Genomic DNA, 12,755 nt, shown 5'->3' on the forward strand with positions numbered 1-12,755 from the left:
TTTTGGTTGTTGGTGATGTCATGCTGGATAGATATTGGCATGGAGATACTGGACGTATATCACCTGAAGCGCCTGTACCTGTGGTTAAAGTTAATAAACTTGAAGACAAAGCTGGTGGTGCAGCCAATGTGGCCAAAAATATTGCACATTTAGATGGTCAGGTTAGCTTACTGGGTATTATTGGTGATGATGAATATGGTCGCACATTACAAAGTTTATTAATTGATGAGAAAATTGAATCACAATTAGTTGTGCAAAGAGATCACCCTACAATCGCTAAAATGCGGATTATTAGTCGTCATCAACAAGTTGTTAGACTTGATTTAGAAGATAACTTCACACAAAACCATAGCCAGTTATTATTAGATAAATTAGAAAAGATCATTAAAGAATACGACTTTGTTGTATTTTCAGATTATAACAAAGGCTCTTTGAGTTTAATCAAAAAAATGATATCTGTTTCGAAATCAGCGAGTAAAACAGTTTTAGTTGATCCCAAATCTAAAGATTTAAGTCAATACGCTGGAGCTGACTTTATTACACCAAACTTAACAGAATATTCTGCTGCAGGTGGCCAAGTTGGTTCAGAAGCAATCATCGCTGATTCTGCCCGCGAGATTATTAAATCTGCAAAAATTGGCGCTATGTTATTAACACGCTCAGAACAGGGAATGTCACTTATTAGCGCAGATGAAAAACATGATTTTTCAGCTCAAGTACTTGAAGTATCAGATGTTACAGGTGCTGGAGATACCGTTATTGCGACCCTATCTGTTATGCTGGCTGCAGGTATGCCTGCTAAAGATGCAGTTGAAGTAGCTAATTTAGCTGCGGGCATTGTGGTGGGTAAGTTAGGTGCTGCAACTGTTTCTCCAGAAGAGCTTGGGCGTAAGCTAAGCCAATATTTAGTTGAAACAGGGGAGCATTATCAAGCACCTTTTGAAGATGTTCTACAGCACATTGAATTTGCTCGTCAAAGTGGCGAAAAAATTGTATTTACAAATGGTTGTTTTGATATTTTACACGCAGGACATGTACGCTATTTAGCGCAAGCTAAGGCAAAAGGCGATCGTTTAGTCGTTGGTTTAAACAATGATGAATCAATTGCACGATTAAAAGGTCCTGAACGTCCAATTAACCCTTTAGAAGAGCGTGCTATGGTGATCTCAGCTTTAGCTTCGGTTGACTGGGTCATCCCTTTTGGGAAGTTAGAAAATAATGATACGCCGGCTAAGTTAATTGAACAGGTTAAGCCTGACATTTTAATTAAAGGTGGTGACTATACTGTGGATCAAATTGCTGGGGCTGACTTTGTATTAGCTAATGGTGGAAAAGTAGAGGTACTTGAGTTTTTAAATGGTTGTTCTACTTCGAATGTAATTAAAAAAATTCAGCAGTTTTAAATATTATTCATCGTAAAAAGCATGTTTTAAAACATGCTTTTTTTATATTCACTTTTTAAAAAGCTCCAGTTTTCTGTTTGCCAATAAAATTCTTTATTTCTCTTTTTTTCTTTTTCAAAAGAACGTTCTAATCTATTAATATTAGCTTGTTGCCAATTAGATTGCGGTGTACGTAATTCGCCTCGATCAAAGTCAATTAAAAAAACCTCACCTTCATCATTAAATAAAATATTATTTATATTGAGATCTGCATGATAAACACCTTGTTGATGAAAGGTGCTAATGCAAAGTGCAACTTGCGTTATCTCATTTGATGTTAATTCTCTATGCTTCAAAATATCTAGTAAACTTGCTGCACCTTGAATAGCTTGGGTAATAATATCGCCACGATATATTAAGCCTATTTTATGAATATAAGCTCCAACAGGTACAGGTACATTTAAACCTTGTTGATGAAGTTGAGTCAATAGTTCAAATTCTTGAAACACTCTTGTTTTTTTAAAACCTAAATATAGATATTGGTCTTGTAGAAGTTTTCCGATTAAACCGCCACGCCAATAATGTCGCAAAACAGCTTTTAAATTATCTTGTTCAAAAAACCAGACACTGGCTCTCCCCTTTTTTTGTGCATAGATTTTATTTTGATTTTTCCAGTACTGGGCTTGAAACCAGTCGCTTGATAAATGAGTTGGGCTAAGTTGCCAGCTTAATAAGTAATGGTTTTTGTTTTTTTGTACTTTGGTATTCATTTAAAAGGATATCAAATGACAAGATGTTAGCTAGTTTACAGTTGTTCTACTTATATGTGAAACTTGGTTTGTTAGTATAAGTCATTTAAACTCACTGCTTTCGTATTTGCGCTGTATTTATTATTTAAAGGTGAATTGTGGTTCATAGTGATCAGTATCAAGATATTTGCATTCTTAGGTTATCTGCTATCGGTGATGTATGTCATGCTGTATCGGCAGTACAAGCAATTCAGAGACATAATTCAAAAGCGCGTATTACTTGGGTATTAGGAAAAGTTGAAGCTATGCTTTTAGCTGATTTACCGGATGTTAAGTTTGTTATTTTTGATAAAAAGCAGGGTAAAGCAGCTTATAATAAGCTTAAAGAAGAATTTAAAGGCAAAAAATTTGACGTCTTATTGCATATGCAAGTGGCGTTGAGAGCAAATATAGCAGCTGCATATATTCCTGCAAAAATTAAAATGGGTTTTGATTGGTCTCGCTGTAAAGAAGGTCATGCAATCTTTACTAATAAACGAATTTCTTCGCAGTCTGAACCTCATGTATTGGAAGGGTTTCAGGGATTTGCTAAGGCAATAGGGGTTCCTCACTATAAACCTAGCTGGCAAATGCCCTATACTGAAAATGACTTAGTATTTGCGAATACACAATTAGACAGCTTTGGTATTAAAGATAAAAAAGTATTTGTTATTTCAGCTGCAGCGAGTAAAAAAGAACGAAACTGGTTACCAGAACGATATGCAGCTTTGGCCAAGCATGCCCATGAAAAAGGTTTTAAAGTAGTATTAACAGGTGGACCGGTTGATATGGAACGTGAGCTGGCTTGTGATATCCAACGTTTTTGCGATTTTAAGTTATTAAATCTAGTGGGTAAAACTAACTTAAAGCAATTACTATGTATATTAAAGTGTGCTGATTTAGTGCTAGCTCCTGATACTGGACCTGCGCATATGGCAGTCACAATGAATACACCCGTTATTGGTTTATATGCCCACTCAAACCCTAAACGTACCGGTCCTTACTTATACCAGGAGTATGCTGTTGAGGTGTACCATAAAAACTTGAAAGCGCAGTTTGGTAAAACAGCTCAACAGTTACCTTGGGGTAAACGTTGTAAAGGTAAAAATTTGATGTCACAAATTCAAACTCATGATGTTGTAAATATGTTTGACCGTATTGTGATTGAAAAAAATATTTTGGAGTCTAAATAATGAATAAAGCAGTATTTTTAGACCGAGATGGTGTTATTAATTATGATCATGCTTATGTTTCAAAAATTGATGATTTTGAATTTATTGATGGTGTATTTGAAGCGTGTCAGAAATTTGTAGCACAAGGTTATTTGATTATAATTGTAACGAATCAGTCTGGTATAGGTCGAGGGTATTATTCAGAACAAGATTTTGTGATTTTAACTGATTGGATGAAAGCTGAATTTATTAAGCATAAGGTGCTTATTTCTGGTGTTTATTTTTGTCCGCACCATCCTAAAAATGCTTTGCCTGAATATCTTCAAGAGTGCAATTGCAGAAAGCCAATGCCTGGGATGCTCAATCAGGCAATTAGTGATTTTAATATTGATGTGAAAAAGAGTATTATGATTGGCGATAAAGTATCCGATCTTCAAGCGGCACAAGCTGCGAACATTAAAACAAAAATTTTAGTGAAATCAGGAAAGCCTATTACAAATGAAGGTGAATCAATCGCAGATGAAGTATGGGAAACATTATCTAAACAAATATAAATAATTTTTATGTAGTACATTGCACTTACTCATGTCAATAGAGAGTGCATTTAAGAGGCTAAACTTTTAAACTAGGCCAAATTTATTAATCATATACAGTTAATTTGCATAAAGAATGCAATTTAGTGAGTTGTCCGTTCAAATTTTGGAGAAACAGATGAGAGCATCTGCATTTTATGATCAGTTAAAAGAACAAATCGAACAAGTTAAACTTGATGGTTTGTATAAAAATGAGCGTATTATTACTTCTCAACAACAAGCAGAGATCACTGTAAATTCTGGTGAACAGGTTATTAACTTTTGTGCAAATAACTATTTAGGTTTAGCAAATCATCCTGATTTAATTCAAGCAGCGCAACAAGGTTTAGATCAGCATGGCTTTGGTGTTGCCTCTGTACGTTTCATTTGTGGCACTCAAGATATTCATAAGCAATTAGAAGCAAAAATTAGTACTTTCTTAAAAACGGAAGATACTATCTTATATTCTTCATGTTTTGATGCAAACGCAGGCTTATTTGAAACTTTATTAGGTCCTGATGATGCGATCATTTCTGATTCGTTAAATCATGCTTCTATTATTGATGGTGTACGTTTATGTAAAGCTAAACGTTTCCGTTATGCTAATAATGATATGGTTGCACTGGAAGAGCAATTAATTGCAGCAGATGCCGCAGGTGTAAAAACTAAGTTAATTGCAACTGATGGCGTGTTTTCAATGGATGGTGTGATCTGTAATTTAGCTGCTGTGTGTGATTTGGCTGATAAATACGATGCTTTAGTGATGGTTGATGATTCTCATGCTGTAGGCTTTGTTGGTGAAAATGGCTGTGGCACCGCTGAATACTGTGGTGTGATGGACCGTGTTGATATTGTTACAGGTACTCTAGGAAAAGCACTGGGTGGTGCATCTGGTGGTTATACTGCAGCTAAAGCTGAAATTGTAGAATGGCTACGTCAGCGTTCTCGTCCTTATTTATTTTCAAATTCTTTGGCTCCTTCAATTGTAAATGCTTCAATTAAAGTACTTGATATGTTGGCTGACGGCGCTGAACTTCGTGCGACTTTATGGGATAACGTTGCTTATTTTCGTGAAAAAATGGAAGCGGCAGGTTTTACATGTGGTGGCAAAGATCATGCAATTATTCCTGTTATGTTGGGTGATGCAAAATTAGCATCAAACATGGCGGATAAATTATTAGCAGAGGGGATTTATGTAACAGGTTTTTCATTCCCTGTAGTACCAAAAGGTCAAGCGCGTATTCGCACTCAAATATCAGCAGCACATACAAAAGAGCAATTAGATAAAGCCATTTCAGCCTTTACTCGTATCGGTAAAGAAATGGGAGTTATTGCTTAATGAAAGCGCTTTCTAAATTAAAGGCAGAACCCGGCATTTGGATGACAGATGTCCCTAAGCCTGAAGTTGGTCATAATGATTTATTAATTAAAATCCGTAAAACTGCTATTTGTGGTACCGATGTTCATATTTACAAATGGGATGAGTGGTCGAAAAATACGATTCCTGTGCCTATGGTTGTAGGTCATGAATATGTGGGCGAAGTTGTTGATATGGGGCAAGAGGTTCGCGGTTTTACAATTGGAGATCGCGTATCAGGTGAAGGCCATATTACGTGTGGTCACTGTCGTAACTGTCGTGCTGGTCGAGTGCATTTATGCCGTAATACAACTGGTGTTGGTGTAAACCGTGAAGGGGCATTTGCTGAATACTTAGTGATCCCGGCTTTTAATGCGTTTAAAATTCCGCATAATATTTCAGATGAATTAGCATCGATTTTTGACCCTTTTGGTAATGCTGTTCATACCGCGTTATCGTTTGATTTAGTAGGTGAAGATGTTCTGATCACTGGAGCTGGTCCGATAGGTATAATGGCGGCTGCAGTTGCTAAACACGTTGGTGCACGTCATGTTGTGATCACGGATGTTAATGAATATCGCTTAGGTCTAGCCCGAAAAATGGGTGCAACCAAGGCTGTAAATGTTGCAAAAGAAAAGCTTGAAGATGTAATGAATGAACTTGATATGACAGAAGGCTTTGATGTTGGTCTTGAAATGTCAGGTGTACCTTCAGCATTTAATTCTATGCTTAATAATATGAACCATGGCGGTAAGATTGCTATGCTCGGCATTCCACCATCGGATATGGCGGTAGATTGGAATCAAGTGATTTTCAAAGGTTTAGTGATCAAAGGTATTTATGGTCGTGAAATGTTTGAGACTTGGTACAAAATGGCCAGCCTTATTCAGTCAGGCTTAGACTTAAATCCAATCTTAACTCATGAGTATCATATCAATGACTTCCAAGAGGGTTTTGATAAAATGATCTCAGGTCAGTCGGGCAAAGTAATACTTAATTGGGATTAGTTTTCAAACTCAAAGTATAAAAAAAGCGTGAATTTATTCACGTTTTTTTTATTAAATTAGCTATTTCTTGCAGATAAAACTCGCGTAAAAAAGGCAAATAATGACATTCAAAACAATTAATGTTTCACAATTAAAAGAGCGTTTAACTGAAGATAATTTAGTCATTGCAGATATTCGAGATGCAAATTCTTTTAATCAAGCGCATATTCCTAATTCAATCAATATTTCTAATGATAATATTGCACAATTTATGATGGAACGTGATTTTGAGCAACCAATTATAGTTGTTTGCTATCATGGTATCAGTTCTCAAGGTGCTGCTAATTATTTAATAGCACAAGACTTTGAGGACGTTTATAGCTTAGTTGGTGGATTCACTGACTGGGCGTTACAGTGTCCAGATAAAATCGTTAATTCGTAGTCACTAACTACTTCAGGTAAAATACTATGGTTTTATTAGCGCAACTGGACAATATTCGTGCAGCTCAAGGTTTTATTGATTATTTAAAAACTCAAAATATTAATGCCAAGTTAGTACAAGGTGAGCAAAAAGCCGCTGCCATTTTAATTAATGAAACTGATCAGCCTCAAGCGCAAGCTTTGTGGTTAGAGTTTGAAAAGGAACCTAATCAAGATAAGTATTTGGCCGCTTCATGGGACACTGGCACCCATAATGCACCTTTTCTATATTCTGGTTCATCTCTTAATTTAAAACAGAGATTTTCTCAGTTGAGTTGGTTAAATCAAGGCGTAACATTACTTTCTATTGTCATTTATATTGTATTTATGTTTGGTGGTTTTAATACTTTATTTAGTATTTTGCAGTTTAAACCTAATAACCCTATTAGCTGGATCACACCTGCGATTATTCATTTTTCTGCGATTCATATTATTTTTAATTTAATGTGGTGGATGCAGTTAGGTCATCAAATAGAGAAAAGTTTAGGCAAACTCACTTTATTAGTTATATTTTTACTCAGTGCTATAGTCAGTAACTGGGCTCAGTATTTGTTAGTAGGCCCGAACTTTGGTGGCTTATCTGGTGTTGTTTATGCGTTACTTGGTTTTAGCTGGATTTATGCTTGGTTAAAACCTGATGCTGGTATTGTAATTACTAAAGCAATCGTCGGGTTTATGTTGGTTTGGATGTTATTAGGTTTTGCTGATGTATTATTTGTAGGTATGGCAAACTGGGCGCATTTATTTGGTTTATTAACTGGAATGGCTTTCGCTTTTTTGAAAGTAAAAAGTAAAAAGTAAAAAGTAAAAAGTAAAAAGTAAAAAGTAAAAAGTAGAAAGTAAAAATGCGGCATAGGCCGCGTTTTTATTTAGTTATAAAGATATTTAGTAAAGAGTACATCGCGAATAATTTCTTGTCCTGTTTCTATTTTTAATAGCTTTTTAATTGCTTGAGCACATTTTTTTCTGATCTCTTCTCTACCCACTAAAGATTTTACTTTGTCCTCAGGTTCTTTACTAAGGATCTCCACTATGGCATCTCTTAATAATGGTACGTGATGTTCGACTACTTCTAGGTTATTCATATCGAGGATCATTAATTCTACAGTAACACGTACAAAGCCTAATTTTTTCTTAGATGAACCAATATAATTAGTTGTAATATCAGGCTCAAAGCCAAAATAACCTAAATTTGAAGCGCCGAAGCTAGTAAAACTGGTAAATTGAACTGTGATAAAACAAAAAAATAAAGCGATACGACGCATGCGAACTCTCTTAAATGAATTTAATTATTATTATATCGTTTGTTACAAAATCGTAATTTTAATAAATTATAACAAACTCTGAAAAATAATCTCATTGCTTTCCCTATTTTATTGATATCAAAAACTATCAAAATATTTTATGATCAGATTTCTTATGTTTATGGTTGTTTTGTAGTGCTCGATTATCCCCTATCACTTGATAATAATTGGTTTGACATTGTTCTTGATGAATTGACTGAAATTGAATCTAATTGGTTATTTGAAACAAGTTCTCTTACGGCAAGGTTAAAGTTAAATAGTCGATATTTTGAAGTAAAAGTTCTGAGTGAAATAATACAAGATTTAACGATGAGTCAGGCTAATATTCTAAAAACTGATATACAAACTGCATTATTTCGAGAAGTTGTTTTATATTGTGATGGAAAACCTCAAGTCTATGCTCAAAGCTGGATCCCACTGCGAACACAACAAAAGCAAAATAATGAGTTAATGTCATTAGGCACAAAACCTTTAGGTGAACAAATATTTAAAGACCCATCTATTAAGCGAAATACAATTGAAATAGCTAAATTTGATAGCGCTCATCCTATTGCAAATGTGGTGAACATGCTTGGTTTGGCACCGCTTAATTGTTGGGGACGGCGCAGTGTATTGACTTTAGCACAGCAAAAGCTGTTAGTGTGTGAGATTTTTTTACCAGGCTCATTTATTGAAACCAAAGCTTCAGAGCTTAACCTAGATTAAAAATAAATTTATCATGATGAAATGGCATTTAAAATGGTCTAATTATATATACTACAAACAGTTAATGAGAACTGATAAACCTATTGGCTCTTTATTGTTATTATGGCCTACATACTGGGCTCTATGGTTGGCAAGTGAGGGCATGCCTAATTGGCTGCATTTAGTTGTTTTTAGTATTGGTGTATTTGTCATGCGCAGCGCTGGGTGTGTGATCAATGACTATGCTGATCGTAAAGTTGATGGTCATGTAGAGCGTACAAAAATGCGGCCACTAGCTTCTGGTAAAGTGACTTCTGCAGAGGCAATTCAGCTATTTATTCTGTTAATAGTAAGTGCTTTTTTAGTGGTTTTATTATTAAGTTGGCAAACAGTGCTTTTGTCTTTTGGTGGCTTGGTATTGGCTTTTTGTTATCCTTTCATGAAAAGATATACTCACTTACCTCAAGTGGTATTAGGTGCCGCATTTAGCTGGGCGATACCTATGGCATATATGGCTGTTTTGGGACATATTCCTAGTGAGGCATGGATTTTATATATCGCGAATTTATGTTGGACTATGGCATATGACACTATGTATGGCATGGTTGATAGAGATGATGATGTCAAAATAGGGATCAAGTCGACCGCCATTTTATTTGGGCAATTTGATAAGTTTATTGTCGGTTTATTACAGTTAACGACTTTAGTTTTACTTGGATTTATTGCATTTGAACAAAAATTATCAAATTTATTTTATATTTCATTAATTTGTTCTGCGAGTTTATTTATTTATCAACAATATTTAATTAAAGATAGAGTTCCTGCTTTATGTTTTAAGGCTTTTTTGAATAATCACAATGTCGGGCTTTTCATTTTCATTGGCATTGCAATTGCGTTATAGGAAATTACAAAATTGAACAATCTACCAAGTATTAAGCAACTACAGTATCTTTTAGCTGTTCATCAAGAGCAACATTTTGGTAGAGCTGCACAAGCATGTTTCATTGGCCAGTCTACCTTAAGCAGCGCCATTCAAAACTTGGAAGAAAACTTAGGATGTCAGTTAATTGAACGAGAAAATCGCAGTCTCATGTTTACACCTATTGGTGAAGAAGTTGTAGAACGCGCTAAAAAAATTATTGATGATTCTATCAGTGTTAAAGAATTGACTAAGAGCTTCTTAACACCTTTATCTGGTAAATTAACTTTAGGTTTAATTCCGACGATAGCGAGTTTTATTGCTGCTGATTTATATCATTTTTGCCAAGTCGAATTTCCTAATTTAGAGCTTGTATTGATTGAAGATACTAGTGATAACCTACTTGATAAATTAGAAAAAGGTTTGGTTGATTTAACTATTTTGGCTTTGCCTTATGATACAAATAAATTTCATATTAAAGTTTTAGCGCAGGATAAATTTAATTTAGTAATGCATCAAGATTTTGATGCATCTATGGAGGTCATTGATTTTAATCTTCTCCCTAAATCAAGTGTCTTTTTATTGGCCAGAGAGCACTGTATGACAGAACATGCACTTAGTGCGTGTCATTTAAGCCAAAGCCAATGTATTAATCCATTTGAAGCAACTAATGTGCATACATTGTTGAGCATGGTTGAGAATAAACTAGGTGTTACATTTTTACCTCAAATGGCGCTTAACGCTGGAATTTTAGCTCACAAAGACATGCGATTTATGCCTGCACAAGATGATGCCTATCGAGAAATTGGTTTATTATGGCGAAAAACAACAGGAAGGATCCGAGACTTTAGATTATTTAGTGAAAAAATAACGCCTTTTATTAAAGATAAATGTAGCTAATCTAGATTTTAATTGGTGATTTTATACAAGCCTGCATTGGCAGGCTCTCGTAAAGTTACATATGGTAAATGTTATCGATACCAGCCTCAAATAGAACTTCGCCTAAGTCTAATAAATTAAAATCTTCAAGGTTTAAAACATCGAGAATTTGAGTGGAAAATCTTTCCCATTCATTGTCTGGGTTTACGCCTGTTAGAATCTCAGTTGCGTTTGTCATATGCTCAGCTAATTTTAAAATTGCAAACATTTGTTTTTCAGATGCTTCACCAGTTGCAAGCATAATGTTTGGGCTGTGATGATATGCAATAACATTACTTATTTCAGTATTTAAGCCCCAAGATTGGGCAATTAAAAAACCCAGTACTTCATGTGATGTTTCAAATTTCTCTTCTTCAAACTCACCGATAATAGCGCTTTCTATATATGCTTGACGTAATAACTTAGGGTATTCAGAACTTTGAGAAAAAATGAGTGCCATGCCTGCATTATGAAATAGCCCTGCTGTATAACAATCGTCAGAAAAGTCTTTTCCTAAGTCAAAGTGTTGCGAAAGAATTAAACTGGCATTGCCAATTTTCATGGAGCTATTCCATAATTTTTCGGTAAATATCTCTTCATTTCCAGCACTTAAAGTGAACCTTAATACAATGCTGTTTACTAATTTTATAAGCCTATTTAGCCCCAAAAACATGCATGCATGTTCTATAGTTGATATTTTCCTAGGTAAACTAAATAGTGGTGAATTTACGACCTTTAAAGTAAACCCTGCAATACCAATATCTTGGTTTATATATTGAGAGATTGATTTTAAATCGGGCTCGGCTTTTTCTACTTCATTTTGTACCTGCTGTAACATGTCAGGGCGAGGGGGGATAGTGAACCCTTCTAAAGCGTTATCTATTTTGCTCATGTTGAGTATTAATGGCATTCTAACTCCTATGTAACATGTTTCTATGATTATTGTTTTAATAAAAGTTTAGTGCATCTAAATTTTTTTTGTTTTTTTCCAAACTTTTTTTATCATGTCTTCGACTAATTAAAAAAGAAATTAGGATTATCGTGTTTTTTCATTCAGAAAAAAAACTTATTAATAAAGCAAAGCAGGGCAATAAAAAAGCCTGGCTAAAATTGATTAAAGACTATGAGAAACCAATTTATCATTATTGCTTACGCATGTTAGGTAATCCTGATGATGCTGTAGATTTGCTACAAGAAGCTTTTATTAGCATATATAAAAGCTTAGATAGCTTTCGTTTTGATAGCAGCTTTAAAACATGGGCGATTAAGATTGCACATTTTCGGTGTATTGAGTTTTATCGAAAACAAAAAATATGCCTGCAATTAGATGATTTACCTGAGACTATGAGCGGGTCTGTGTATGATTGCCCTGAATCATCATTGTTTACCCAAAAGGGCAATGAGCAAGTGATTATAGCTATGTCCCTATTACCTTGGGAGCAAAGAAATGTAGTTGAACTTAAGTTTTTTCAACATTATACCTTTGAAGAAATAGCAAAACAGTTGGATGTATCTACCAATACGGTTAAATCTCGATTATATAGTGCGTTAAATAAATTAAAAATACAGTTGGAGGTGAGCTAATGTCTGACTTAAATAAAATATTTGAAACTTGGCTAAATACGGCTGAGTTATCTGAAGAAAATAAATCTTTATTATTGGCTGATCCTATTTTTAGAGAGTTGTATAACAATGCTACTCATTGGCAATCTCAAGATAAAGGTTATGAGCAAACTCAAGTACCACAATGGGATAAAGAAAGAACCTGGTTTGAAAAGTCGGATACCAAATCTTTGGTATTCAACTTGAACTGGTTAAATAGTGCAATGTTGGCTATGTCAGTATTACTGAGCACTTTAGTTGTAACTAATACACAATTTGAAGTATCAGAACAAGGTTTTTCAATTACTTTTAATCAAATAAGTAAACAAGAGCAACAACTTGATGATTTAAAAGTAATGCTAAGTCAAATTCAGCAAGAAAATGGTTTGCAGGCATGGAAAATGGCACAGCAAGCAATAGATACTGGGCGAACTGAACGCAGGGAAGATATTAATACTTTGATTACTTATTTAAAAGATCAAAGGCTTCAAGATCAAACTTTAATTAAATTACAACTGAATGATTTAGCAGAGCAAGTTGAACATCAAGGCTCAACTACCATCGCTCAAAATATAATACCGGAGCAATAAT

General features: G+C 34.7%; 15 protein-coding genes. 12 read left to right on the forward strand and 3 right to left on the reverse strand.

The window, feature by feature from the left end:
- Positions 1–2: 2 nt before the first annotated feature.
- A complete protein-coding gene (gene hldE / locus BM088_RS00345; RefSeq protein WP_245763719.1) occupies positions 3–1,403 on the forward strand; it encodes a bifunctional D-glycero-beta-D-manno-heptose-7-phosphate kinase/D-glycero-beta-D-manno-heptose 1-phosphate adenylyltransferase HldE in 1,401 nt (466 codons plus the stop codon).
- Positions 1,404–1,429: 26 nt separating this feature from the next.
- Here the strand turns inward: hldE and BM088_RS00350 are convergent, their stop codons facing one another.
- A complete protein-coding gene (locus tag BM088_RS00350; protein ID WP_091978696.1) occupies positions 1,430–2,152 on the reverse strand; it encodes a 3-deoxy-D-manno-octulosonic acid kinase in 723 nt (240 codons plus the stop codon).
- A 137-nt stretch (positions 2,153–2,289) separates the two neighbouring features.
- Here BM088_RS00350 and BM088_RS00355 point away from each other — a divergent pair, with 137 nt between their 5' ends.
- The 6 genes from BM088_RS00355 to glpG all read left to right on the forward strand — a co-directional run bounded on the left by BM088_RS00355 (position 2,290) and on the right by glpG (position 7,538).
- Positions 2,290–3,363: a glycosyltransferase family 9 protein gene (locus BM088_RS00355; RefSeq protein WP_091978699.1), complete on the forward strand. Its 1,074-nt coding sequence runs from the start codon at positions 2,290–2,292 to the stop codon at positions 3,361–3,363.
- Positions 3,363–3,896 carry a D-glycero-beta-D-manno-heptose 1,7-bisphosphate 7-phosphatase gene (gene gmhB / locus BM088_RS00360; protein ID WP_091978701.1) on the forward strand — a complete coding sequence of 178 codons (534 nt, stop codon included), beginning with the start codon at positions 3,363–3,365 and terminating at the stop codon, positions 3,894–3,896. Before BM088_RS00355 ends, gmhB begins: the two co-directional genes overlap by 1 nt.
- Before the next feature lie 157 nt (positions 3,897–4,053).
- The gene (locus BM088_RS00365) at positions 4,054–5,253 is read left to right on the forward strand and encodes a glycine C-acetyltransferase (protein WP_091978703.1); all 1,200 of its coding nucleotides are present in this window, start codon (positions 4,054–4,056) and stop codon (positions 5,251–5,253) included.
- A complete protein-coding gene (gene tdh / locus BM088_RS00370; RefSeq protein ID WP_091978705.1) occupies positions 5,253–6,278 on the forward strand; it encodes an L-threonine 3-dehydrogenase in 1,026 nt (341 codons plus the stop codon). Before BM088_RS00365 ends, tdh begins: the two co-directional genes overlap by 1 nt.
- Positions 6,279–6,378: 100 nt before the next feature.
- Complete coding sequence (gene glpE, locus BM088_RS00375; protein WP_091978707.1) at positions 6,379–6,699, forward strand: thiosulfate sulfurtransferase GlpE; 321 nt, start codon at positions 6,379–6,381, stop codon at positions 6,697–6,699.
- Between the two features lie 26 nt (positions 6,700–6,725).
- On the forward strand, positions 6,726–7,538 hold the full coding sequence (gene glpG, locus BM088_RS00380) for a rhomboid family intramembrane serine protease GlpG (RefSeq protein ID WP_091978709.1): 813 nt from the start codon (positions 6,726–6,728) through the stop codon (positions 7,536–7,538).
- 68 nt (positions 7,539–7,606) lie between these two features.
- Here glpG and BM088_RS00385 read toward each other — a convergent pair whose 3' ends face one another.
- Positions 7,607–8,002: a flagellar basal body-associated protein FliL gene (locus BM088_RS00385; RefSeq protein WP_091978711.1), complete on the reverse strand. Its 396-nt coding sequence runs from the start codon at positions 8,000–8,002 to the stop codon at positions 7,607–7,609.
- Positions 8,003–8,176: 174 nt separating this feature from the next.
- Between BM088_RS00385 and BM088_RS00390 the strand changes: the two genes are divergently transcribed.
- The 3 genes from BM088_RS00390 to BM088_RS00400 are packed head-to-tail and all read left to right on the forward strand — an operon-like array spanning position 8,177 to position 10,544.
- Entirely contained in the window at positions 8,177–8,746 is a 570-nt protein-coding gene (locus BM088_RS00390; RefSeq protein ID WP_177207902.1) for a chorismate--pyruvate lyase family protein, read from the forward strand.
- Between the two features lie 13 nt (positions 8,747–8,759).
- Positions 8,760–9,626, forward strand: coding sequence for a 4-hydroxybenzoate octaprenyltransferase (ubiA, locus tag BM088_RS00395; RefSeq protein ID WP_091978715.1), 867 nt, complete (start codon positions 8,760–8,762; stop codon positions 9,624–9,626).
- Positions 9,627–9,638: 12 nt separating this feature from the next.
- The gene (locus BM088_RS00400) at positions 9,639–10,544 is read left to right on the forward strand and encodes a hydrogen peroxide-inducible genes activator (RefSeq protein WP_091978717.1); all 906 of its coding nucleotides are present in this window, start codon (positions 9,639–9,641) and stop codon (positions 10,542–10,544) included.
- A 55-nt stretch (positions 10,545–10,599) separates the two neighbouring features.
- Here the strand turns inward: BM088_RS00400 and BM088_RS00405 are convergent, their stop codons facing one another.
- Entirely contained in the window at positions 10,600–11,472 is an 873-nt protein-coding gene (locus tag BM088_RS00405) for an HDOD domain-containing protein (RefSeq protein ID WP_091978719.1), read from the reverse strand.
- A 131-nt stretch (positions 11,473–11,603) separates the two neighbouring features.
- Between BM088_RS00405 and BM088_RS00410 the strand changes: the two genes are divergently transcribed.
- Positions 11,604–12,146, forward strand: a complete 543-nt coding sequence (locus BM088_RS00410; protein WP_091978721.1) for an RNA polymerase sigma factor — start codon at positions 11,604–11,606, stop codon at positions 12,144–12,146.
- Positions 12,146–12,754, forward strand: a complete 609-nt coding sequence (locus tag BM088_RS00415; protein WP_091978723.1) for a hypothetical protein — start codon at positions 12,146–12,148, stop codon at positions 12,752–12,754. The genes BM088_RS00410 and BM088_RS00415 overlap by 1 nt, the downstream gene beginning before the upstream one ends.
- The last annotated feature ends 1 nt before the right edge of the window (position 12,755 follow it).

Origin of the sequence: Pseudoalteromonas denitrificans DSM 6059, from assembly GCF_900112265.1 — a bacterium.
GTDB lineage: Bacteria > Pseudomonadota > Gammaproteobacteria > Enterobacterales > Alteromonadaceae > Pseudoalteromonas > Pseudoalteromonas denitrificans.